Here is a 23,224-nt window from a genome sequence, read left to right as displayed (position 1 = left end):
ACGCTAGTTCATGCGCGCGCGAGCAGGGGAGCCAGCAGCGCGTCGAGTGTCTCGCGCTTGAAGGGCTTGTCGATGAGGGGGAGGGTCAACTGCTCCACGAACTCCCGGGAGCTGGGGGTGTACGCGCCCCCGGTCATGAAGATGATGCGCAGGGCCTGTTCGGGAGCCTGCTCGCGGAGCGCCGCGTGGAACTGCTTCCCCGTCACCTCCGCCATCATCAGGTCGCAGAGGATGGCGTCGTAGCGCCGCCCCTCGCGCAGCCACTCCAGGGCCTGCTTCGCGCTGGGGGTGTAGGTCACCTCGTGGGCGTCCATCAGCAACAGGCGCAAGGTCGCCCCGAAGGAGCGCTCGTCATCCACGATGAGGATCCTCCCGCGCGGGAGGGGAGTGGGGGGCGGCGTGGGCGGCGGCGGCACTCGGGGCTGGACCGGTGACGGCGCCGCCGGAAGCCGGACGGTGAAGGTGCTGCCCTGGTCCGGCGCGCTGTCCACGGTGATGGCGCCGTTCATCTGTGACACCAGGTTGTGGCTGATGGCCAGGCCCAGCCCCAGGCCCTGGCCCATGGGCCGGGTGGTGAAGAAGGGGTCGAAGATGTGCTCCAGGATGTCCGGGGCCATGCCCTCGCCCGTGTCCTGGATGTGCACGAACACGCCCTCGGCGGAAGCCCGGAGCCGGACGCGGATTTCATGGCGGGAAGCCATCCCCTCCGGAATCGCCTGGGCCGCGTTCACCAGCAGGTTGAGGAAGACCTGCCCCAGCCGGACGCTGTCGGCGACCACCTCCGGGACCGGCGTGTAGTCCCGCACGACGTGGGCCCGGTGTTGGATCTCCACCATGGCCATCTTCAGGGCCAGCTCCAGCACCTGCTCGACGTTGACGCTGCGCTCCCGCGGCGCGGTGGGGCGGGCGAAGGCGCCCAGGTCCTTGACGATGTCCTGGATGCGCTCGGCGCCGGCCTGCGCATGGCCCAGGGCCTCGAGCGCCTGGGACGCCCCGGTGTGATGGCGTGCGACGGCGAGCAGCTCCGGGTCCACCGAGGACGGCGCCGGGGCCCGCAGCGCGTGCGTGGCCAGACTGAGGCTGCCCATGAGGAAGGCGAGCGGGTTGTTGACCTCGTGGGCGATGCCCGCCGCGAGCGTGCCCACCGCGGCCAGCCGCTCCGCCAGGCTCAGCCGCACCTGCATCTGCCGCAGCTCGGTGATGTCGAATATGGCGGTCCGGCACATGCGCACGGGGGACCCGGTGTCCTCGAGCGGCGCGCTCACCAGGCGCACCTCGACCTGCCTCCGCGCGATCCTCAGCCGCAGCTCCGTGCTCACCGTCTCACCGTCGATGCACTGGCGCAGGTGGCCGAAGAAGCGGCCCACGTCGACCGGGTCCACGAAGGGGGTGAAGGGCAGCCCCTGCAGGTACGAACGGTTCTGGCCCAGCAGGTTCGCGCCGGTGAGGTTCAGGTCCTGGATGCAGCCGTTCGCGTCCAGGCTCGCGCACGCCATGGGCGCGAAGTCGTAGAGCTCCATGTAGCGGTTGCGGGATTCCTCCAGCGCCTGCTGGGCCTCCTGCAGCTCGCGGTTCTGCAGCTCCAGCTCCAGCTGGTGGCGTTGCAGCTCCCGGAGCAGCCCGCGCAGCTCTTCCGGCGCGTTGGGACTGTTTTCCAGGGTGTGCAGCGCCTGCGTGAGGTCCGCCTGCTTCTTCCCGCTCCGCCCATCCATGGACTTCCCCCCGGACCCGCCCGCCCTCACTTCCGCGAGGGTCAGGTCTCCCGGGTTATATCCTCAATGGAGAGCAGGATGTATTGGACGCCGGTTGTTTCACTGGAGAGCTGCCGGGCGTTGAGCAGCATCCGCCGGTGACCAATGGTGTTGAAGCCGTGCTCCATCACGAAGTCCCGCAGGTGCTTGTTCAGGGGCAGGACCTCCTCCAGCAGGTGGCGCAGCTGGGGGATGTTCCACTGGCCGTTGCCGAGCGTGTAGAGCGTGTGCCCCAGGGTCTGCTCCTGGCTCACCTGGAAGGTGGAATAGAAGGCCGGGTTGGCGTTGATGACGTGCAGGCCCGCGTCCAGCACCAGGAAGGGCTCGCGCATCGTCTCCACGATGGCCTTGGCGTACTCCCGTGAGCGGCGGGACTCGTCCAGGCTGGACTTGAGCCGGTCGATGTCCAGCAGCGTCATCACCGCGCCTTCAATCTTGTTGTCCTGGGACCTGTAGGGGCGCAGCCGCAGCGAATACCAGTGCCCGGTGCCGTCGCGCACCTCCTGCTCGATGACGCCGAGCTTTTCGGTGACCTCCGTCACGGCGGCTTCCAGGTCCGGCAGGGGCAGGGCCAGCTTCACCTCGCGCAGGGACCGCCCGATGTCCGCGGCGGACAGCTTCAGCACCTCCTCCGCCATGGGGGTGAAGCGGCGGATGCGGTGGTCGTTGCTCAGCATCACGGTGGCGATGTGGGTGCTGCCAATCAGGTTGTTCAGGTCGCCGTTGAGCTGGCTGAGTTCGAGGTTGCGGTTCTGCAGCTCCTCGTTGACGGTGATGAGCTCCTCGTTGGTGGACTGGAGCTCCTCCTTCGCGGTCTCCAGCTCCTCGTTGGTGCTCTGCAGCTCCTCGTTGCTGGACTGGAGCTCCTCGGTCGCGGAGCGCAGCTCCTCGGTCGTCGCCTCCTGTTCCTCCGCGAGCGTCTGGAGGTGTTCCTGGGTCAGGAGCAGCTCCTCGCGCAGCCGCTCCTGCTCAAGGTCGCGCTCGGGCTCCCTGGAGGCGTGCTTACGGCCGCGGGGGCCCTTATGCGCGGGGGCGGCGAGGACGTCATGCGCCTCCTCGAAGAGCACGAGGAAGCAGTGCCCTGCTTCGCGCGTCGGGGGCAGCGGGTGCACCTCCAGGTTGACCTTGCGCTGCCGTTCTCCCCCGGAGACGGTCAGCCCCTCCTTGCGCACCCGGCTGGCGTTCTTCTTCACCTGGTGCAGGGCGCTCCTCAGCTCCAGCGCCAGCCCTTCGCGCGCCATCTTGATGAGGTGGAGGCTCGCGACCCCGGGGAGCGGTTCGAGGTAGGGCCCGGTGTGGCCGCGGAAGTGGAGGATCTCCAGGTCCTCATTGACGATGACGCCGGGAGGCCCGTACCGGGCGAGCACCAGCCGGTCCGCTTCCTTCTGTGCATCCATGTCCGTCACGCCGGGCTCCAGCTTGCGCCGCGCGTGCGGGGGCCGCTCCGACAGCGACTCCCGATAGGTGAAGGTGAGGTGCGGCTGGGGGGCCATGTTCTTCTTGCGGTAGAGCTTGTTGCGCTTGTCCACCAGGGAGAACAGGTCCGCGGAGGCCCCCACCGTCTCCGACGTGCCCAGCATCAGGAAGCCTCCGGGCCGCAGGGCGTAATGGAAGATGGGCAGGATCTTCTTCTGGAGCACCGGGCCCAGGTAGATGAGGACGTTGCGGCAGACGATGAGGTCCATCCGCGAGAAGGGCGGGTCGCTCGCCAGGTTCTGCTGCGCGAAGATGCAGACGTTCCGCAGCGACTTGTGGATCTGGTAGCCGCCTTCCGTCCTCACGAAGAAGCGGCGCAGGCGCTCGGGTGAAATGCCCGACACGCTGGACTCCGGATAGAGGGCGGCGCGCGCCTGTTCGATGGCGGTCCCGCTCACGTCCGTCGCGAAGACCTGGAGGGGCGCCCCCTCAGCCGCCGCGCCCAGGTACTCCATCAGGCACATGACGAGCGAGTAGACCTCCTCGCCCGTGGAGCAGCCCGGAATCCAGACCCGGAAGGGGGCGGAGAGGTGGGAAGGGCGGCCCTGGAAGAGCTCCGGAAAGACCTTCTGCTGGAGCGCTTCGAAGGTGGCGGGGTCCCGGAAGAAGCTGGTGACGTGGATGAGCAGGTCCTGGTGGAGCAGCTCCAGCTCCTCCGGGTGCACCTCCAGGTAACCAAGGTAGGCGCCCAGGTCCTCCATCTTGGCCAGATGCATCCGCCGCTCCAGGCGACGGTGGATGGTGCTGGGCTTGTAGTGCGTGAAGTCCACGCCCCGGGCCTCCCGCAGCAGTTGGAAGACCCGCTGCAACCCCTCCTCGGGAAGCACGGGGGCCGGCAGCGCGCCCGGTGCCCGGGCATGCGGCGCGAGCGGGTCCAGGTTGGCGAGCTGGGCGAGGGTGACCGCGATGCCCTCCGGCGGCAGGACGTGGTCCGCGAGGCCCGACGCGACGGCGCTCCGGGGCATGCCGTCGAAGTGGGCGGACGTCGGCTCCTGGACGAGGGTGGTGCCCCCCGCCTCGTGGACGGCCCGCAGGCCCCGGGTGCCGTCGGAGCCGGTGCCGGAGAGGATGACGCCCATGGCCCGGCCGGGGGCCTGCTCCGCCAGCGACGCCAGGAAGTCGTCGATGAGCCGCAGCCCCTGCGCGGAAGACGCGGGAGGCCCCAGCCGCAGGGTCCCGTGGTCGAGCGTCAGGCTGACCCCCGGCGGGTTCACATAGACGTGATCCGGCGTGAGCGTGAGGCCGTCGGTGACCTCCAGCACGGGCATCTTCGTGGCCCGGGCCAGCAGCTCCGGCAGGGCGCTCTCGTGCTGGGGAGACAGGTGCTGCACGAGCACGAACGCCATGCCCGTCCGCGTGGGCAGATGCTCCAGCAGGGCCAGGAACGCCGGCAGTCCGCCCGCGGAAGCCCCCACCCCCACCACGGGGAAGCGGTCCGGGAACGTCTTCGCGCCCACGGCCTCCTCAGGTGAGGAGGCCGGCGGAGGGGAAGGGGGCTGCTGTTTCTTCACGGAAGGTCCCTTCGGCGCTCGTCCCACACGGCATCACGTGGGCGGGGCGCCCTTCCGCCCCCTGATAGCCCACCGCGCCCCCGGGCGCTGGAGCGTCTCCACGGGCTCGCGACGGTCAGCGGTGATGTAGGACCCACCCCGGGTCGGGAATAAATGAGACGGCAAATTCTCCCCGGCGTTCACTCAATGCACGCTTCCACCGACAGGTACTTCAAAGCCGAAGCTCAGGTCTTGACAGCTTTGACGTATTGCTCGTTTCCCCCGGTCTGCGTGGGTTCCTCCCGTCATTTCAAGCAGTTGCGAGAACTCTCAATTCCTGAGAAGTAGCGTATCCGTAAAATTCTCGCCTGTACTTGAAATACGCGTCTCTCTTGTGGCACAGTCGTTTCTAATCTTTCCACTTAGCAGGAGGATTACATGTACGAGAAGCGAGTACGCGGCGCCCTGGGTGCCGCAGCCCTGTCCCTGATGGTTGGTGCCTGCACCGAAGGTGCTCCTGCCGCGAACACGGAGGACGCGAACCTGCAGAAGGCGTCCGCCAACCTGTCGGCGGGTCAGAAGGTGATCGCGGCCGACACGGACGCGGTCCCCACCTTCGTCACCGGTTCCTTTGGTTCCGTTCCCGCACCGTCGGCCATCCAGGGCATTGCTGCTCCCCAGCAGCTGGCCCCGGTGCTCGCGGGCGTGGCCCCGATGTTCCGCCTGGACCCGAACGACCTGTTCCTGAAGAAGGCCTACGTCGGCTTCGACGGCGACACCCACTTCCGTTATGGCGTGACCCACAACGGCATCCTGGTGCGCGACGCGGAAGTCCGCCTGCACGCCCGCAACGGCACCGTGTTCGCGGTGAACACGAACGCCCGTGGCGACCTGAAGGGCGAGGCGAAGGCCACCATCGCCGCCGAGGCGGCCATCGCCGCGGCGACGGGTGACCGCACCGCTCCCGAGCGCGCCTCCACCGAGGGCGAGCCCCAGCTCGTCTACCACCGCTCCGGCAACGAGCTGATCCTGACGTACGAAGTTCGCGTCAAGGGCGAGCTGAAGGACACCACGCCGGTGGACAACACGGTGCTGGTGAACGCGAAGACGGGCGAAGTGTTCGAGATCCGTCCGAACATCCACTCCGCGCTCAACCGCGAAGTGCGTGACCTGGAGCACCGCACGTCGCTGCCCACGGCCGTCCGTGCGCGCTTCGAGGGTGACCCGGCCCACGCCGACCCGGTCGTGAACAACAACTACGACCACCTCGGGACCGTCTACAACTGCTACAGCGAGCTGTTCGGCCGCGACTCGTACGACAACGCCGGCAAGGTGCTGAAGAGCTACGTCCACTACAGCAACAACTACGTCAACGCCTACTGGGACGGCACCCAGATGGTGTACGGCGATGGCGACGGCGTGAACGCCTCCAACCTGGCGAACTCGCTGGACGTGACGGCGCACGAGCTGACGCACGCGGTGACCTCGGCGGAGTCCAACCTCACCTACTCCGGTGAGTCCGGTGGCCTCAACGAGTCCTTCTCCGACATCTTCGGAGCGGTGTGCGAGTGGTACGGCAAGGGCAAGGTCATCGACGCGAACACCTGGATCGTCGGCGACGACGTCTGGACGCCCAGCATCCCGGGTGACGGCCTGCGCTACATGGACGAGCCCACGAAGGACGGGGACTCGCTCGACTACTACCCGGACTACTCCTCCGGCGTGGACGTGCACTACAGCTCGGGTATCTCCAACCTGGCGTTCTACCTGATGTCCCAGGGTGGCACGCACCCGCGCGCCAAGACGACCCAGGTCGTCGCCGGCATCGGCATCGAGAAGGCCGCCAAGGTCATCTACAAGATCAACACGGACATCCTGATCGCGTCCTCCAACTTCGAGGCGGCGAAGACCGCGTCGGAGCAGGCCGCGACCCAGCTGGGCTTCACCGCGGATGAGGTCGCCTCGGTGGGCAACGCGTGGAAGGCCGTCGGCGTCGGCGTGCCGGTTCCTCCCCCGGTCACCACCCCGGTCGAAAAGGGCACGACCGTCACGCCCATCAACGGCTCGTCCGGCAGCAAGCAGTACTTCTCCATCACCATCCCCGAGGGCGCCACGGACGTGACGTTCACGATGGCCGGTGGCACGGGTGACGCGGACCTCTACGTCCGTCGCGCCAACGCCCCCACGGACTCGCTGTACGACTGCCGTCCGTACAAGTCCGGCAACGCGGAGACCTGCACCTTCGCGACCTCCGGCACGGAAGCCATCTGGTACGTGATGATCAAGGGCTTCACCACCTACTCCGGCACGTCGCTCACGGTCACCTGGAAGGGTGGCTTCGAGAACATCGGCAACGAGTACGTCGTGGAGAACCTGTCGGGCGTGGAAGGCTCCAGCCGCACCTACATCATCGACATGCCCGAGTTCAAGCTGGACTCCGGCATCAACACGCTGTCCATCGCGCTGGGTGAGGGCGAGGGCAACGCGGACGTCTACGTGCAGTACGGCTCGGCCCCCACGTTCACCTCCTACATCGCCCGCGGTGTGAAGGAGAGCGCGACGGAGAGCATCGTGCTGCGCAACCGCCCCGCCGGTCGCTACTACATCACCATCGTCGGTGTGCCGAGCCTGGTGGACACCGAGGTGAACGGCTACATCAAGACGACCTTCGGCGCCTCGTACAAGGTCCGGTAGTTCGCACGGAAGGGGGCGCGGCTTGAGGCCGCGCCCCTCTCCTCCAGACCCCGGTTCCCGCTTTCCTCGGCGGGACCCGGGGTTCTTTTTTGTCCTGCGTCTTCCTGCCGCTGGAGTCAGTGCGCCGCGCGCGCCGGGCTCGCGGAGGCAAGCCGCATGGGCTGGGCGCTGCCATAGGTGAGCGAGCGCCACACCCACTCCACCGGGCCGAAGCGGAAGCGCGAAAGCCACAGGCGCGCCAGGACGACCTGCACCGCGAAGACGCCCAGCGACAGCAGCATGACGCGCGACATGGGCAGGTGCCCGACGGAGCCCAGGCCCCAGCCGTCGTACAGCCACACGCTCACCAGCGACTGCATCAGGTACAGCGACAGGGCCATGCGGCCCGCGGGCGCGAGCACGCCCAGCACCTTCCGGCCGCGCTCCCTCTGGAAGAGCAGCGCGAAGGCCGCCGCGTAGCCCGTGCCCATGAACAGGTAGCCCACCTCCCGCAGCGTGCGCAGCCCCAGCATCCACGGCGTGGGGCTGGCGGGCCACGCGGTGCCCCGGTTGCGCAGGTTGATGACCAGCGACAGGGTGGCGATGGCCACCCCCACCCCCAGCCCCCACGCCAGCAGCCGGCGCAGCAGCTTGCGGTGGCGCTCCACGTCCTCCAGCAGCCGCTGTCGTCCGGCCCACAGGCCCAGCAGGAAGCGGCCCAGGATGATGCACAGCCACGCCGGGCGGCCGGGGTTGGCCAGGCCCTGCCAGGCGAACTTCGCGTTGGCCGCCTGGGACGTCACCACGGAGTCGCTGGACAGGCCCGCGAGGAACGCCGAGCGATTCGCCACGTCCTCGGCCCGCTTCGCCTTCGCGGAGAGGGCCGCCGCCTCCGCGCCGTGCAGCAGCTCCGGGCCGTAGCGCTGCGCGACGGAGATGAGCAGCGGCACGACGACGAAGAGCACCGGCACCCAGGTGAGCACCGCGCGGTCGGAGCGCTTCCTGAACAACAGCAGCGCGAAGCCCACCAGCGCGTACGTGCTCAGGATGTCGCCCACCCACACCGCGAACATGTGCGTGAGGCCGATGAGCAGCAGCACCCCCAGCCGGCGCCGGTACACCGGCACGATGGACGCGCCCCGCGCCTCCGCGCGCGACATCTGCAGCGAGAAGCCCAGTCCGAAGAGGAATGAGAAGAGGGTGACGAACTTCTGGTCGATGAGGAAGGCGTAGAGCGCGCCCACCACCGTCTCCAGCAGTGGAGCGCCCTGCGCCTGCGCTTGTTCGCGCGGCAGGAGCGCCCGGCCGCTGAACCAGGTGACGCTGTTGGAGAGGAAGACGCCGCACAGCGCGAAGCCGCGCAGGGCGTCCAGCAGGTGCACGCGCTCGGAGACGTCGACGGGACCGGCGGAGGAAGGTTCGGGCATGGCGCGAACTACACGCCCGCGCCCTCGACACCGTCAAACGCACCCGGGGCCCGCCCAGGGCGACGTGCGCCCCGCCGCGGTGCTTCCCTCAGTTCAGCCGGATTTCTCCGGGCCGGGCAGAACCTCGCGCAGGCAGCGCTCCAGTCCACCCCGGTGCCGCCACTGCTGGGGGTAGCCCAGGGAGACCTCCTCGAAGCGCACGCCGTCGCGCCACAGGGTGGCCGGCATGTGCAGGTGCCCTGTCACCACCACCTCCGCGCGGTAGCGGGTGTGCCAGTCCTCGGTGAGGCGCGTGCCGCACCAGATGGAGAAGCGCGGGATGCGCGGCAGCCGCACGTGCTCGTAGCGCAGCGGGTAGTGGTTGATGAGGATGGTGGACGCCCCCTGCGGCAGCCGCTCCAGCCGGGCGCGCGTGCGCTCCACGCGCGCGTGGCACCAGGCCTGACGGGTGGGGTACGGCTCCGGGTGCAGCAGCACCTCGTCCGTGCACATCAGGTCGTCCTCCCACGCCCACTCCAGCGCCTTCTCCACCGGCACGGTGTCCGGGCGGAAGGTGTAGTCGTAGCCCAGGAACATGGGGACGACGACGCGGTGCGGGCCGTCGCCGGGCCAGCGCGGGTAGGGGTCCTCCGGCGTGAGCGCGCCGTAGCGGTGGCACAGGTCCACCATGCGCAGGTAGCGCGCCTCGCCGCGCAGGGGCGGCTGTTCGGAGGGCATGGACCACAGCTCGTGGTTGCCCGGCACCCAGACGACCTGCCGGAAGCGCGCGGTGAGCGTGCGCAGCATCAGGTCCATGTCCGCGAGCGTTTCGCCCACGTCACCACCGACGATGAGCCAGTCGTCCGGACGTGGCGCGAGCGCCGCCAGGGCCTGGTGGTTCTCGGTGTGTCGCAGGTGCAGGTCGCTGATGGCGTAGAGCTTCATGACGTGGGCCGGCCACCACCTTAACGCGCGGGCCCGCGCTCGGCACGGGAAGGCGGGGCGGAGGCCGCTTCAGCCCAGGGACGCGAGCAGCGCCAGCACCTGCTGCGGCGGGGCGGCGCGGTCCATCCAGGTGATGCCCTGGCCCTCCAGCGCGCGCAGGGGCGGCTGCGAGGTGTGCAGCGCGCACGCGGTCCCGGGGAGCCGGTCGCGCACGCACGCGAGCAGGCACAGCCCGTCACCGTCCGGCAGGCCATAGCCGCTCACCACCACGGACGGCGCCGCTTCGCGCATGAGCCGCACCGCTTCGCGCGCGCCCAGGGCGAAGCGCTTGAGCCCGGGAAGATCCCTCACCAGCCGCCGCAGCGCGGCGAGCGCGCGTGGATCCGCGTCGACGAAGAGGAAGCTGGGGACGGGAGGGGATTGCGCGCGCATGAAGGCCACCAGGTGGTGAAGACAGGCGTAACGCAAGAGGTTGTGTCGCGACAAGCCTACCCCGGAAGTTCTTGGAAGCCAACCTCTCAAGTCATATCGACATGGGCGAACCCGGTAGGTTAACGACCCCATGGAAAAGACCCTCGCATCCCGGCTCGGAGGTGCGGCCCGCGTCGCCCGCACCCGCCTGAACCTGACCCAGGCGGACGTGGCGGAGCGCATCGGCATCGCGAGTGAAGTCTATGGGCGGCTGGAGCGTGGCCACATGCTGCCCAGCATCCAGACCTTCCGGCGGTTGTGCGTGGTGCTGTCCATCTCCGCGGACGAGGCGCTGGGCCTCAAGCCGTCGCAGGACGTGAAGTGGGCCGCGGAGCCTCCGTCCGACTACGGCGAGTCCGCGGAGCTGCGCCGCCTGCTTCGCCGCGCGAAGCAGCTGGACCGGGGCTCCATCCGGATCCTCAGCGTGCTGGCCTCGCAGTTCAAGCCCCGGGGCTGATGCGCCCGGGGGTGCGCGTGGCGCCCTTCAGGAGGGCGTCGCGTCGTCCCAGCGCGCCAGCCGCTCCCGCAGCTTCCGGACGGAAGGAAAGCCGTTGAAGAGCACCACCTGCGGGTGCTCCTCCAGCACCTGCCGCTCCGCCGCCTCCTTCGCCAGCGCCCGGTCCACGCCCAGCAGCAGGCCCGCGTCCGGGCGCGCGCGCAGCTCCGACAGGCGCCGCGACAGGGGGCCCGCGTGCCAGGGGTGGAACAGCTCCAGCGCCACCTCGTGGCCCGTCTTCCGGTGGCGGAAGGTGAGGTCGGGCACGCACAGGCCCGCGGCGCCGGTGTGGCGGGGCCGGGGCGTCAGGTCCAGCTCCCAGGCGGCATCCTCGAAGGCCTCCGACAGCGCGGCGACCTCCGGAGGCACGTGCCCCAGCGCGGCCGGCAGGGGCGACACCAGCGGATCCTCGTGGCTCAGCTGGAGCGTGGACTGCTTGCGCGCGTCCTCCAGCACCGCGGACAGCTCCCAGCGCTCCAGCAGCGGCACGACGGACAGGAAGCTCGCGAGCTGGAGGCCGTACTTCTTCTGGAGGGACAGCATGGCGCCGGGGCCCTCCACCTCCAGCGACCAGTCCTCGCCGTCGCGCCGCACCTCCGCCACCAGCCGGCAGAACTTCAGCCAGCGCAGCAGCTTGCGCACGCGCAGCAGCTCCGGCGCCCGCGCGCGCAGGGTGAGGCGCCGGGCGTTGAGCAGCGGCCCCTGCGCGAGCGCCAGGTTGTAGCGGTCCAGCAGCCCCTGCGGCGTGAGCGCTTCGCCGTCCCAGCCGAGCAGCTTCCGGTTGCCGGGCAGGTCCGTGTACAGCGCCTCGCGGGTGGCCTCGAGCGGCGCGTCCAGGGCTTCGTGGAGGCGCGCTTCGTAGGCCTCCAGCGTCGTGTCCGGGGGCAGCGTGCGCAGCACCTTCGCGCCCACGAGCAGCGTCCGCCAGCGCGCCTCCTGCGCGCCCTCGCCGGCCTCGTCGAAGAGGAGCCGGTCCATCAGCAGCTTCACCAGCCCGCGCGCGACCTTGGGGCGGCTGAACGCGCCGGCCTTGAGCGCGAAGGCCTCCTCCACGTCGTCGCGGGCCTGACCCCGGAAGGCCTCCGCGTCCGCGAGCAGCTCCTTCGCGAGCGCCTGGAGGGACGGGTCGTGCGCCTTGATGAAGGAAGGGCGCAGGATGCCTTCACGCACCCGCGAGGCGAGCAGTTCACGCGTCAGCATGCGGGGCCTCCGTGAGAGGGCGGGGGCGGGCCGCCTCCGAGCCCGGGCGGGGTGCGCCGCTCATGCGCCGGCATCCGGAGGGCCCTCCTGGTAGGCGCGGTGCTGGCGACGGCGCTCGCTGATGCCGCTCTCCGCGGTCTGCGCGGAGCACACTTCGTACAGGATGGCGCGCTTGTCGGGCCGCTTCCGCAGGATGCGGCCCAGGCGCTGCACGTGTTCGCGCACGCTGCCGCTGCCACTGAGCACCACGCCCACGCGCGCCTCGGGCACGTCCACGCCCTCGTTGAGCACCCGCGAGGTGAGCAGCACCGGGAGCTCCGCGCTGGCGAACGCGGCCAGCAGCGCCTTGCGCTCCGGCAGCGGCGTGTGGTGCGTCAGCGCGGGCAGCAGCAGCCTGCGGGCCAGCGTGTAGACCGTCTCGTTGTCGTCGGTGAAGACGATGACGCGGTCCTCGCGGTGCTCCAGCAGGATGCGCCACAGCGCGTCCAGCTTGCCGCTGGAGGTGAGCGCGATGCGGCGCTGCTCCCGGTAGCCCTGGTAGGCCGCGCGGCCCTCGTCGCTGCGCTGGCTCTGCGCGAGGAAGCGCGCCCAGCCCTCCGGCGACGCCAGGGGCACGCCCAGCCTGCGCACGAAGGTGAGGTACCGGCCGCGCGCCTCGTCGTAGCGCGTCTTCTCGTCGGGCGTCAGCGGCACCTCGACGCGGCGGACCTCGTACGGTGCCAGGTACTGGCCCTGGAGCTCCTCGATGCCGGTGCGGTGCACCAGCGGGCCCAGCAGCTCCTCGCACACGCGCTCGCCACCGTCGGCGCGCGCGAGCGTCGCGGTGAGGCCCAGGCGGTAGGGCGCGAGCGTGCCCTCCGCGATGAAGCGGTAGCTGGGCGCGGGCAGGTGGTGGCACTCGTCGCAGATGAGCAGGCCGAAGCGGTTGCCGGTGAACTCCATCTGCATCGCGGCGGAGTCGTACGTCGTCACCGTGAGCGTCTGCCGGTCGTTGACGCCGCCGCCCACCATGCCCACCGGGCCGGGGAAGTACTTCGCGAGCACGCCCTGCCACTGCGCCATCAGGTCCAGCGTGGGCACCACCACCAGCGTGGGCCGCTTCACCCAGGCGATGGCCAGCACCGCGAGCAGCGTCTTGCCCGCGCCGGTGGGCAGCTCCACGAGCCCGCGGCCCCCCGCGCGTGTCCACGCGTCCAGCGCCGCCCGCTGGTGCGGGAACGGCTCGATGGGGACGGAGAGGGGCAGTTCCACCGGCTCGAAGCGCTTCGCGCGGTCCTCGTACGCCAGCCCGCACTCGCGCAGGCGCATGACGACGTCGCGGTAGTGGCGCGCCGGCGCGCGGAAGACGCCCGTGCGCGCATCCTTCTGGAACAGCTCCCGCAGGCGCGCGTCCTCGGGCAGCGTCGGGGCCACCAGCGTGCCGCTGTCGTAGTGCAGCTCGATGAGGGGGGCGGGCAGGGAGTCGATGACGGGCTCGTGGGGGGCCGCAGGTTCGCGGGTTCGAAAGACGGGCGCGGGAGCCGACCCGGGAGGGGACCTCCGCGGGAAGGGAAGTAGCGGGTTGGACGGCGCCGCGCCACTGTGGCCGGGTTGCCCGGAAGAAGCCACGGGCGCGGACGATCGACTGCCCGGCGGCATGGCGTGCCTTCGGAGGACGGGACGGGTTGCTTTGGTGGGCCCCCGGGCGTTACCTGCTTCATGCTCATGCCCAGGACCCGCCCCGTCGCTGCTCGCCGCTCCCCGCTGCCCGGGTGGCCCCCCGCGTCCTTCCGGGCGTGGACCTCTTGATGCGGGTCCTGGTCGTCAGTCCGCACCTGGCGTCGCGCACGCTCCTCCGGCGCTTCCTCGACGCGGAGCCGGACGTGGAGGTGACCGCCACGGGCGAGCCGGACGACGCCTTCGCCTCCATCGCGGAGAACACGCCGGCCCTGGTGGTGGTGGACCTGCGCCGCCCGGACGAGGACCATCCGTTGTTCCTGGGCCTCTTGCGCAAGCGGCACCCGTCGCTGCCGGTCATCTCGCTGGTGCCCGGCCGGCTGCGCATCTTCGATGGTCGCTCCGAGCGCGTGCGGGAAGCGCACGGCGACACGGCGGAGGCGCTGCACCACCTGATGGGCTCGCTGCTCCAGGCCGTGCGGGACCTGCTCGCCCAGCACCTGCTGCGGCTGCTGCGTCCGCCGGTGGGCCGGGCCTGAGGCGCGGGCCGGGGGACTACAGCCGCAGCCGGTAGCCCAGGGCCGCGAGCACGCCCCCGACGTTCACCTCGCCGGTGGTGAGCAGGTTCACGGGGGCGAAGTGGTAGTGCGCCTCCACGAACGCGCCGCCAGGGCCCAGCGGCAGCTCCACGCCCGCGAGCGCCTGGAAGCCCAGCCCGCCGCCGCTCTCCGACGCGGTGCTGTCGAACACCTCCACCGTCGCGCGGTGCAGGTACAGGCCCGGGCCCGCGCCGAAGTACGGCGTGAGCGGCCCCAGCCCCCGGGGAAGGCGGAACACGGCGGACAGTTGGATGGCCACCTCGCGTTGGGCGAGCGTGTAGGGGCGCTCCACGGCCTGGCCCAGATTGTCCAACTGGGGCCCGCGCAGCGTCCCCGTGGTGGAGGGCCGGTGGAAGTTCACCTCCAGCACCAGCGCGAGCCGCCGCTGGAGCAGGGGCGTGAGGTAGCCCACCTCGCCAGCGAGGTACAGGTCCCCGCCAAGCGACGTGGTGGTCTTGATGAAGCCCACCTTGGGCGCGAGGAAGAGGGGGCCTTCCTTGTCCTTGTGGGACGGGGACGGGGCGGCGGCCAGCGCCGCGAACGCGAGCAGGGCGAAGGCGTTCATGGGGTGGGGGCGTCGTTGAGGAGGGAGGCGGAGACGGTGAAGCCCGCGGACCCGGGCACCTGGCCCAGCGCGCCGCTGGGGTCCGCGACGATGAGCGCGTAGGGGCCGCCGGGCACGATGCCGTTGGGGCACTGGGGATCCGTGACGGGGGGCGGCTCGAACCCGGCGCAGGTGGGCACGGTGGCGGTGAGCTGGGAGCCGCCGCTCACGACCGCCACGTCCCGCAGCGGGATGTTCACGCGCTGGCTGGGATCCGCCTTCACGGGGGCGACCAGGTACACGTCCGGGATGCCGGGCGAGAACGGGCGCTCGTCGCCGGACGGGGCGTTGGTGAGCGTGATGGCCGTGTCACCGCTGGCGGGGCCGCTCCGGGGTGACAGGGTGAGCAGCCCCAGCTTCGGATAGGTGACGGTGAGCGCCTGGGGGCGGGTGGTGGAGCAGCCCTCGGGGTTGGTGATGACGACGTCGTAGGTGCCCTCGGGCGTCGCGGGAGGCACCTCGGTCTCGATGCGCGTGTCGGAGACGACGACGAGGGTGAAGAGCGGCCGGTCCTCTTCGCCCTCGCGGCGCAGCGTGATGAGGGGGAGCGCGTCCGCGCGGAAGCCGCTGCCTTCGATGATGAGCGGACTGCCGGCGCCGTAGAAGAAGCCCCGGGGCGGGGTGATGTTCGTGAGCGCGGGGGGGGGCACGACGCGCAGGCCGTCCTCCAACTCGGAGGTGCCGCCCAGGGGGTTCGTCACGGCGACGGTGTAGGCGCCGGGGACGAGCTGGCTGGAGGGAGCGCTGTCGCGGGTGGGCAGGTCCATGCGCAGCAATTCGGCGCGCGCGAAGAAGAGGTGGTCCGCGGGGAGGGTGTAGTCGCTCGGGCCGCTCAGCGTCACGAGGGGCAGCTCCACGGTGGGCGTGTCGGTGAGCGCGTCGCGGGGCAGGGGGTTGAAGCCCGTGCCCAAGAGTTCCAGACGCCAGCCGCGCTCCCCGCCACCGGCGTTGCAGACGCGCGCGGGGGTGACGAGCCGCTCGAGCGGATTGATGAGGCCTTCGAGTTTCGGGGTGGGGCCCTCGGTCGCTTCGGAGCAGGCGACCAGGCTGAGCAGTGCGGCGGCGACCGGAAGGCGCACGGGTTCCTCCATCATCCCGTCAACAAGGCTGTCACACGTTAGGCCGGGGCCCTGGAGGGTCAGGAGTTTTTTCCGGCCCTGACCTCACAGCAGCGCCTGTTCTGAGGGGCCTGGAGACTCAAGTGGCTGATGTTCCAAGGGAATATCCCGTGGCGGAGCGACGGCACGGCGAATGCTAAGGCTCCAGGCAGGACGGGCAGCACGGTGGGGGGGACGGGCAGCACGGTGGGGGGGAGCCGCACTGCTTCGGGGGGAGCAGGGCGGGATGGGGGGCAGGGCAGCAAAGGCAGGACGGGGTCGGGCGGGACGGGGCAGCAAGGTTGGACGGGGCAGGACGGGCGGGTCGGGGCAGCAAAGGCAGGACGGGGTCGGGCGGGTCGGGGCAGCAAGGCTGGACGGGGTTGGGCGGGACGGGGCAGCAAAGGCAGGACGGGGCAGGACGGGCGGGTCGGGGCAGCAAGGTTGGACGGGGTCGGGCGGGACGGGGCAGCAAGGCAGGACGGGGTTGGGCGGGACGGGGCAGCAAGGTTGAACGGGCGGGATGGGCGGGTCGGGGCAGCAAAGGCAGGACGGGGCAGGACGGGCGGGTCGGGGCAGCAAGGTTGAACGGGCGGGATGGGCGGGTCGGGCAGCAAGGCAGGACGGGGTCGGGCGGGTCGGGGCAGCAAGGTTGAACGGGCGGGACGGGCGGGTCGGGGCAGCAAGGCAGGACGGGGTCGGGCGGGGCGGGGCAGCAAAGGCAGGACGGGGCAGGACGGGCGGGTCGGGGCAGCAAGGCAGGACGGGGTTGGGCGGGACGGGGCAGCAAGGTTGAACGGGGCAGGACGGGCGGGTCGGGGCAGCAAGGTTGAACGAGCACGACGGGCGGATCAGGTCGGCATGCAGCACGCGCAGCAATCAGGACGGGCGGGTCGGGGCAGCACGCAGGACGGGCAGCACGGTTGAACGGGGCAGGACGGGCGGGTCGGGGCAGCAAGGCAGCAAGCAGGACGCGGTAGGGGCTGTGCGACGGGATGGCGCAGTGTGCAGGTTGGGGGAGTTCGGCATTGCGGTCGTGACACGCCGGACGGGAGTGATGGGCAGTGACGCACGCAGGGCATGTCGCTGCGAGACGGTCGCGCTCGAACCTGATGGCAGCTCACGGGGACGCGACGGTCGGCACGCGATGGAGAACAACGGCGGGTGTGGAGTGGCGGGTCGGGGGGAAGCAAGAGACGTCGGGTTCCGCGGATGGGTCACTTCCGGAATCTGGCGCGCCTCGCAAATCTCATCGCGGTGGATCGCGATGTCTGGAACGGGGAGAAGCCTCATGGGAGCGGTGTCCATCTTCACCGCGGCAGTCGTGTTCCTGGCGGCGCACACGGCCATTGCCCAGACGCAGGAAGTGCGACGCCGCACCAGTGATCCGGAGCGCCTGGCGCCCTTCGGCCTGATGCTCGACGCGGGCATGCCTGAAGGCGCGGGACTCTCCGCGGTCTTCCGGCCTTCGCCGCACGTCCGGCTGCACATCGGTGGTGCGCACAACGGACTTCGCGCTGCCGCGCGCGCGGGCCTCACGCTGCTGCCGCTGCGCGGAACCTTCTCACCCTCGCTGTCGCTGGAACTCGGTCACGCGCAAGCCGCGAGCACCGAGACCCTCAACCGGCGACTCGCGGACCGGACGCTGTTGCCCGCGTCCTCCATGGAGCGCGTGGGCTACTCGTACGCCAGCGCGCACCTGGGCCTGGAGTTCAACGCCACGCGGCGGCTCAGCTTCTTCGTGCGCGGCGGCATGAGCGTCATGGAGATGGCGGTCCCCAGCCTCCAGAAGCTGGACGAGCCCTTCCGCGACGCGCTCACGCCCGTGGAGAAGCAGTCCTGGGGCATGCGCGCCCTGCAGCCGTCCGCGAAGCTCGGCTTCGCGCTCTTCTTCGGCTGAGCCCGCGCGGACGGAGCGGCGCTACACCGCCGCCGGCCGCTCGGCGAGCACCCGCTCGAAGAACACCAGCGCCTGGTTCTCGGCCCAGAAGGACGGCCGCCCCAGGCTGCCCGCGACGAAGCCCACGTGGCCGCCGTGCTCGGTCAGCACCACGCTGAGGAACGGATTGCCCCGCGCCGAAGGCGGAATCACCGGGGCTTCCAGCATCGGATCATCCGCGGCGCTCAACAGCAGCGTGGGCCGGCGGATGTCCGCCAGCCGGGGCCCCGAGGACGCCTCCCGGTAGTAGTGCTCCGCCCCCTGGAAGCCATGCAGCGGTCCGGTGACGACGTCATCGAAGGCCCGGATGGTGTGCGCCGCCTGCATCGTCTTCAGGTCGAACGCGCCCGGAAACCGCTGGAGCTTCGCGCGGGACTTGCTCTTGAGCGTGCGCAGGAACCGCTGGCGGTAGAACCAGAGGAAGCCGCTCCCGCTGTCCAGCTTCCGGCAGCACGCATCCAGATCATACGGCGCGCTGATGGACGCGGCGGCCATCACCGGGGCCGCGTCGCCCGTCTCCTCCAGCAGCCGGCACAACACGTTGGCCCCCAGCGAGAACCCCACCGCGAGCATGGGCCCGGTGATGCGCGCGCCCACGTCCGCCATCACGAGCAGCGTGTCGCTCGTGTCCCCGGAGTGGTACGCGCGCGCCAGCCGGTTCGGCTCCCCGCTGCACGAGCGGAAGTTGATCGCCGTGGCACCCCAGCCGCGCTTCGCCGCGCCCCGCAGCACCTCCGTGACGTAGCCCGCCTGGGACGAACCCTCCAGGCCATGCAGCACCACCACGTGCGGCGCGCCCGTTGGACCGTCGAAGGTGTCCAGGTCGACGAAGTCCCCGTCCGGCAGCTCGCGCCGCTCGCGCCGCAGGGGCGGTGAACGGGTGGGCCGCGCAAGCGAGGCGAAGATGGTCTGCGCATGCGCGCCGCGGATCCCCGGCGCGGGGACGAAGGGTTCGGTGGGTTGGAACTTCACGTCGCGTCTCCTGGCGCCCGAGCACGTCCCGACAGCCCCGCCACCGCCCGGGCCGCCCGCATGGAGGCGCAGCCGGAGGCCCGAACGGCCTCCGCCTCCCCGGTGAGCTGGAACAGGGCCAGGTAGTTGTGCACGCGCTCCTCCAGCGTGGGCGCCTCGATGCGCCGGCACACCTCATCCGCCGCGTAGTCCCGGCACACCTGCGGCCTGCGCTCGTAGACGGTGCACAGGTTGTCCGCGGCCAGATGGGGGCAGCGCAGCCCCAGGGGCTTGTCCAGCGCGGCGATGTCCGGCGCCACGCAGCAGGCGCCACAGCAGGTGCACTCCATGCAACTCCTTCAGCGGCGGACGGCCTTCTCGACCTTGCCCAGGTTCGTCACGGTGAGCGTGACGCCCTGGCCCTTCTTCCACGCGACGAACTCGTCCTCGCGCTGGGGCTCCACCACGTGTTCCTTCACGCCGTCGTCTTCATAGCGCACGCTCACGCGGTAGGACTCCTCGCGCCGCACCCGCTCGTTCGTTCCGGCCGTCAGCTCCGGCCAGCGCGGCGGGTCGTCGGTGCCCTTCAGCTCCCGTTGATCCACCTGCTTCCACGCGTACGTGTCGTAGGTGCACTGCTGCGAAAAGACGGGCTCGTTGCGGTAGCGCGTCTCGGTCTGGCAGTCCTCGTAGGACTCGTTGCAGTACTTCGTCTCGTCGTGGCAGACCTCCTCGGCGAAGCCGTTGCCCTTGTCGCGGCGACGGCACTTCTCCTCGGTGCCACAGGCCACCTTGCGCGTCTTCGTCCGGCACACGCGCTCCGTGCCATCCGCCACCTTGCGCGTGCCGCGCTGGCGGGACACGCAGTCGCGGATGTTCGTCACGCCCGGCACCTCGCCGGCGCCGTCCACCGGCATGCGCGGGGCGGTGCTGCTCAGTTGATCCCTCCAGCCCGTGCGGGACTCCGGGAGGAAGCGCTCCTGCACCACGGCGCGGCGCCAGTTCGTGGCGGTGACCTCTCCCTGGAGGTCGTGCGTCATGTTTCCCCAGTACCCTATCGCGCAGGTCCCGAAGCAGCAGGAGCCCAGGATGGCCGCCACGATGAGCGCCACCTTCTTCCAGTTGCCGGGTTTGGGCGCGGGCTTCGGGGGCGGCTGGGGGGACAGGTCCGCGATGGGCGCGGCCTTCGCGTCCGAGCCGCGCTCCGCGGAGCACTGCCGGCAGGCCGTGACATCGCCCCGGTTGGAGGCGCCGCAGTAGGCGCAGAACCAGTCCTCGCCCGCGCCCGCCAGGTCCAGGGCCTGTTCGTCGGTGACGCCCTCGCGGGTGGACCTGCCGGCCGCGTCCACGTCACCGAAGTCGAACTCCGACTCCTTGCCCGTGAGCTCGCGGGGGTTGTTGCAGGAGGGGCAGTTCTTGTGGCGCGCGGGGATGTTCTTCGCGCCGCAGGACGTGCAGTTCCAGGTTCCCTCGATGATGCGCCTTCGTTCCGCCATGCGCCCATCCTAGGGGACCCGTGGGGGGACGTCACACCCAGAGGGCGCGAGGGAAGGGGACCTCGGGTGCGGGAGGCAGGCCCGGCCGCAGGGGGCGCAGCATGGGCAGCGAGCCGTCCCTCGGCGCGCGCACGGCCCCGGGCACGCCCGCGAGCAGCGGCGCCGTCGCGGCCTCCTCCCACCACACCACCCGCTTGAGCCCCGCCCGGTGCGCCACGCGGCGTGCTTCTCCCAGCAGGGCCTGCGCTTCGGAGGCGTCCCGCGCATCCAGCATCAGCACCACCAGCTCTCCGTAGCGGGCCATCATCGTCCACAGCGCCGTGGACGCCCCCACCACCGCGCCGCACGTCTGGGGGCGCGGCCTCTCCAGCAGCTCCGCGTAGATGCGCTCCCGCTCCAGGTGCCAGTCCACCTGCGAGGCCGAGGGCCAGAGATGGAAGGGCACCCCGGGCCGCCGCATCCGTCCGAGCGCCCGGGCCACGTCCGTCTCCTGGAGCCCGCCGTCCACGGCGCGGCCTCCGGGCTCCGGTGAGGCATCCAGGTGCCAGTCCCACGCGGGCACCTCCACGTATCCGGAGCGGCGATACAGCGGCGCCCCGACGTCGGAGAACAGGACGACGGCGTGCGGGCGCGGCGCCACGCGCTCCAACTCCAGGGCGACCGCGTCCATCAACCGCGTGGCGTATCCCCGGCCGCGCAAGGCGGTCTCGGTGAAGACGCTGGCGATGGCGTAGCTGTCACCCTGCGCGTACCGCCCGTCCTCGCCGCGCAGGAAGCTGTCGGTGCGGAACGTCTCGCACGAGGCCAGCACCGCGCCGTCGTCCCCCACCCACAGCCAGGTGCTCATGGCCTCGCGGCTCCACGGGTGGGCCCGCAGGCGCGCCTCGCGCTCCTGGTACTGCGCCACGCTGAGCGGGGAGCCCCACGCGGCGTGGGTGACGGCGTCGCGCGCGGCCTTCTGCGCGTCGGAGGCGAGGACGAGGGACATGGTGCCGGGCAGGCTAGACGCGCAGCCCCTCCCGGCGCGAGCCCTACAGCCGCGTGCTGTACGGGAAGCGGAAGTGGAACTGCAGGTACGCCTGCCCCACGTGGAAGATGCCGTCGCCCAGCGTGTCCGGCAGCCCCAGCCCGCCCAGCTCCTGCGGCACGTAGAAGGTGGACTCCCAGCCCACGCTGATGAGGAAGCTCTTCGACAACTGGAACTCCAGGTCCGCGCCCACCTCCGCGCCGGGCCGGAGGAAGTGCGTGTCCGCCAGCGTGTCGGAGAAGATGTACGCGTACGTCAACACCAGCCCCGCGCCCACCGTGAAGCGCACCGGACTGGACGACAGCGGCAGCCCCAGGCCCAGCGGCTTGAACGTGACGCCGTACATGCCCGTGTCGCGGTACTTTGGCGAGATGATGAGCGAGTCGGGGATGAAGATGGACGGTGAGATGCGGATCTCCTCCACCTTCTTGGCCTGCTTGCGGTAGCGGCTCGGGATGACGCGCTGGTTCTTGCGCAGCCACTCCTTGTCCAGCACCGCGTCCACCGACAGCTTCAGCCCCGTGTGGAGGGCCTGGTCTTCGAAGACGGGCCCGAAGAACATGAACACCGCCGGGCCCACGCCCACGTCCACCGGCACGGTGACCTTCTGGGCCGCCGTCGCCAGGACGGGCCACGACAGCAGGGCGCTCAGCAGCAGGGGCAGGGCAGCTCTCAAGGGCGGGTCCTCGCGTACCGGGCCCCAGGGACCCGCGCCTCAAGCCTAGAAGGTCCGGACGCTCCATGTCCCGCATGCGCTAAGAAGTGCGCGCCGGAAAAGGGAGCCCGGTCCCCATTGCTCCCCCGCAGGTCCGGTCGCCGCACCTGCTTCAGACCCAAGGAAACCCGATGCTCCCCGTCGCACTGCTGCTCGCCACCTCACTGCAAGCCCAGACCCCGCCGCCCGCGCCCCGTCCCGCCGCGCCGCCGCCTCCGCCCGCCGCGCGTGCCCAGGCCGCCCCCGTTCCGCCGACGCCGCCCTCCGTGATTGCCGCGGATGCCCCCGCCGCCGAGCGGTCCGCCCTCGCCGCCGAGCGCGCCGCCCTCGCCGCCGAGCGCGCCGCCGAGGCCAGCGCCCGGCTCGCGGCGGCCATCGAGCGCCTGGCCGAGGTGACGGCGCAGGGGCCCATCGCCCCGCCCCCGGTGGCGCCGCCCGCCGCCGCCGCCGCGCCCGACGCCACGAAGCCCAGCGTCTGGGACGTCAGCGTGGGCCTGAGCCTCATCTCCCTCACCGGCAACGCGTCCACGCTGACGGTGAGCGGGCTCGCGAGCGCGCTGCGCAAGACGGAGCGGTGGATCTACTCGGTGAAGGCCTTCGGCGCGTACGGCCGCAGCCGCCCGCCCCAACTGGAAGGAGGGGTGGAGTCGCTGTCGCAGGTGGTGGCCCTCACCGCCGGCATCGAGCTGCGTGGCGACCGCCGCTTCACCGAGCACCTCAGCGGCTACCTGCTGGCGGGCGCCCTGACGGACCACGTCGGCAGCGTCGAGTCGCGGCCCTACGGTGAAGCCGGCGCCAGCATCCTCTGGTTCGACACCAAGAAGGACGAGAAGCTGGGCGTGCGGGACTCCACGCTGCGCACCGACTTCGCCTTCCGCTATGCGCGTGAGACGCGCTTCCAGTACTACCCGGAGCGCCTGGACCTGCCGGACGTGGACCTGGGCGGCCCGCGCTTCGGTGTCCTGTTCCGCTACGGCATCTCCAAGGACATCACCTTCCAGGAAGAGGCGGAGATCCTGGTGAGCGTCATCACCGAATCCCGCGTGCTCTTCAACAGCCAGACGCAGGTGATGGCGAACCTCACCGACGCGCTGGCCCTGGGCGTGGGCTTCCTCGTGAAGTCGGACAGCGCCCCGCCCCCGGGCAAGGTGTCCACCGACACGGCGCTCTCCTTCAACCTGACCATCGCGCTGTAGTCGCGCGGGCAGTCCCCAAAAGCGACGCGGCGCCAG

At 70.9% G+C, this 23,224-nt stretch carries 19 protein-coding genes; 5 read left to right on the top strand and 14 right to left on the bottom strand.

What is annotated here, in order from left to right:
- Positions 1-8: 8 nt before the first annotated feature.
- Together OV207_RS27390 and OV207_RS27385 are read right to left on the bottom strand one after the other, a co-directional pair.
- On the bottom strand, positions 9-1,712 hold the full coding sequence (locus OV207_RS27390) for a hybrid sensor histidine kinase/response regulator (protein WP_267558008.1): 1,704 nt from the start codon (positions 1,710-1,712) through the stop codon (positions 9-11).
- A 41-nt stretch (positions 1,713-1,753) separates the two neighbouring features.
- Positions 1,754-4,684 (bottom strand): chemotaxis protein CheB, encoded by a 2,931-nt coding sequence (locus OV207_RS27385; protein WP_267558007.1) that lies wholly within the window; start codon positions 4,682-4,684, stop codon positions 1,754-1,756.
- A gap of 471 nt (positions 4,685-5,155) precedes the next feature.
- Between OV207_RS27385 and OV207_RS27380 the strand changes: the two genes are divergently transcribed.
- Positions 5,156-7,411 (top strand): M4 family metallopeptidase, encoded by a 2,256-nt coding sequence (locus tag OV207_RS27380; RefSeq protein ID WP_193428825.1) that lies wholly within the window; start codon positions 5,156-5,158, stop codon positions 7,409-7,411.
- 116 nt (positions 7,412-7,527) lie between these two features.
- Here OV207_RS27380 and OV207_RS27375 read toward each other — a convergent pair whose 3' ends face one another.
- From OV207_RS27375 to OV207_RS27365, 3 genes are all read right to left on the bottom strand, one after another.
- Positions 7,528-8,817: a DUF418 domain-containing protein gene (locus tag OV207_RS27375; RefSeq protein WP_267558006.1), complete on the bottom strand. Its 1,290-nt coding sequence runs from the start codon at positions 8,815-8,817 to the stop codon at positions 7,528-7,530.
- 93 nt (positions 8,818-8,910) lie between these two features.
- Complete coding sequence (locus OV207_RS27370; protein WP_193428823.1) at positions 8,911-9,741, bottom strand: metallophosphoesterase family protein; 831 nt, start codon at positions 9,739-9,741, stop codon at positions 8,911-8,913.
- Between the two features lie 69 nt (positions 9,742-9,810).
- Positions 9,811-10,173, bottom strand: a complete 363-nt coding sequence (locus OV207_RS27365; RefSeq protein WP_267558005.1) for a response regulator — start codon at positions 10,171-10,173, stop codon at positions 9,811-9,813.
- A gap of 130 nt (positions 10,174-10,303) precedes the next feature.
- Here OV207_RS27365 and OV207_RS27360 point away from each other — a divergent pair, with 130 nt between their 5' ends.
- Positions 10,304-10,669: a helix-turn-helix transcriptional regulator gene (locus tag OV207_RS27360; protein WP_120532873.1), complete on the top strand. Its 366-nt coding sequence runs from the start codon at positions 10,304-10,306 to the stop codon at positions 10,667-10,669.
- A 27-nt stretch (positions 10,670-10,696) separates the two neighbouring features.
- Here the strand turns inward: OV207_RS27360 and OV207_RS27355 are convergent, their stop codons facing one another.
- Both OV207_RS27355 and OV207_RS27350 read right to left on the bottom strand, forming a co-directional pair.
- The gene (locus OV207_RS27355; RefSeq protein WP_267558004.1) at positions 10,697-11,908 is read right to left on the bottom strand and encodes a DUF790 family protein; all 1,212 of its coding nucleotides are present in this window, start codon (positions 11,906-11,908) and stop codon (positions 10,697-10,699) included.
- 60 nt (positions 11,909-11,968) lie between these two features.
- On the bottom strand, positions 11,969-13,366 hold the full coding sequence (locus tag OV207_RS27350; protein WP_267558152.1) for a DEAD/DEAH box helicase family protein: 1,398 nt from the start codon (positions 13,364-13,366) through the stop codon (positions 11,969-11,971).
- A 326-nt stretch (positions 13,367-13,692) separates the two neighbouring features.
- Between OV207_RS27350 and OV207_RS27345 the strand changes: the two genes are divergently transcribed.
- Positions 13,693-14,103 carry a DNA-binding response regulator gene (locus tag OV207_RS27345; RefSeq protein ID WP_193428820.1) on the top strand — a complete coding sequence of 137 codons (411 nt, stop codon included), beginning with the start codon at positions 13,693-13,695 and terminating at the stop codon, positions 14,101-14,103.
- Positions 14,104-14,119: 16 nt separating this feature from the next.
- Here the strand turns inward: OV207_RS27345 and OV207_RS27340 are convergent, their stop codons facing one another.
- Entirely contained in the window at positions 14,120-14,728 is a 609-nt protein-coding gene (locus OV207_RS27340) for an outer membrane beta-barrel protein (RefSeq protein ID WP_267558002.1), read from the bottom strand.
- Positions 14,725-15,846 carry an IPT/TIG domain-containing protein gene (locus tag OV207_RS27335; protein ID WP_267558001.1) on the bottom strand — a complete coding sequence of 374 codons (1,122 nt, stop codon included), beginning with the start codon at positions 15,844-15,846 and terminating at the stop codon, positions 14,725-14,727. Before OV207_RS27335 ends, OV207_RS27340 begins: the two co-directional genes overlap by 4 nt.
- A 1,309-nt stretch (positions 15,847-17,155) precedes the next feature.
- Here OV207_RS27335 and OV207_RS27330 point away from each other — a divergent pair.
- Complete coding sequence (locus OV207_RS27330; protein WP_193430799.1) at positions 17,156-17,764, top strand: hypothetical protein; 609 nt, start codon at positions 17,156-17,158, stop codon at positions 17,762-17,764.
- A gap of 21 nt (positions 17,765-17,785) precedes the next feature.
- Here the strand turns inward: OV207_RS27330 and OV207_RS27325 are convergent, their stop codons facing one another.
- The 5 genes from OV207_RS27325 to OV207_RS27305 are packed head-to-tail and all read right to left on the bottom strand — an operon-like array spanning position 17,786 to position 21,953.
- Positions 17,786-18,775, bottom strand: coding sequence for a hydrolase (locus OV207_RS27325; protein ID WP_267558000.1), 990 nt, complete (start codon positions 18,773-18,775; stop codon positions 17,786-17,788).
- Positions 18,772-19,104, bottom strand: a complete 333-nt coding sequence (locus OV207_RS27320) for a YkgJ family cysteine cluster protein (protein ID WP_267557999.1) — start codon at positions 19,102-19,104, stop codon at positions 18,772-18,774. The genes OV207_RS27325 and OV207_RS27320 overlap by 4 nt, the downstream gene beginning before the upstream one ends.
- Positions 19,105-19,113: 9 nt before the next feature.
- A complete protein-coding gene (locus OV207_RS27315) occupies positions 19,114-20,250 on the bottom strand; it encodes a zinc finger protein (protein WP_267557998.1) in 1,137 nt (378 codons plus the stop codon).
- Between the two features lie 31 nt (positions 20,251-20,281).
- Positions 20,282-21,238 carry a GNAT family N-acetyltransferase gene (locus OV207_RS27310; RefSeq protein ID WP_267557997.1) on the bottom strand — a complete coding sequence of 319 codons (957 nt, stop codon included), beginning with the start codon at positions 21,236-21,238 and terminating at the stop codon, positions 20,282-20,284.
- A 43-nt stretch (positions 21,239-21,281) separates the two neighbouring features.
- Positions 21,282-21,953 (bottom strand): hypothetical protein, encoded by a 672-nt coding sequence (locus OV207_RS27305; RefSeq protein ID WP_267557996.1) that lies wholly within the window; start codon positions 21,951-21,953, stop codon positions 21,282-21,284.
- A 170-nt stretch (positions 21,954-22,123) separates the two neighbouring features.
- On the opposite strand from OV207_RS27305, the gene OV207_RS27300 reads away from it, so the two are divergent.
- Positions 22,124-23,188 carry a DUF481 domain-containing protein gene (locus tag OV207_RS27300; RefSeq protein ID WP_267557995.1) on the top strand — a complete coding sequence of 355 codons (1,065 nt, stop codon included), beginning with the start codon at positions 22,124-22,126 and terminating at the stop codon, positions 23,186-23,188.
- The last annotated feature ends 36 nt before the right edge of the window (positions 23,189-23,224 follow it).

Origin of the sequence: Corallococcus sp. BB11-1 (assembly GCF_026626625.1) — a bacterium.
In the GTDB taxonomy this organism is placed as follows: domain Bacteria; phylum Myxococcota; class Myxococcia; order Myxococcales; family Myxococcaceae; genus Corallococcus; species Corallococcus soli.
The sequence above is the reverse complement of the archived record's forward strand: the minus strand, read 5'-3'. Positions and strand labels throughout refer to the sequence as shown.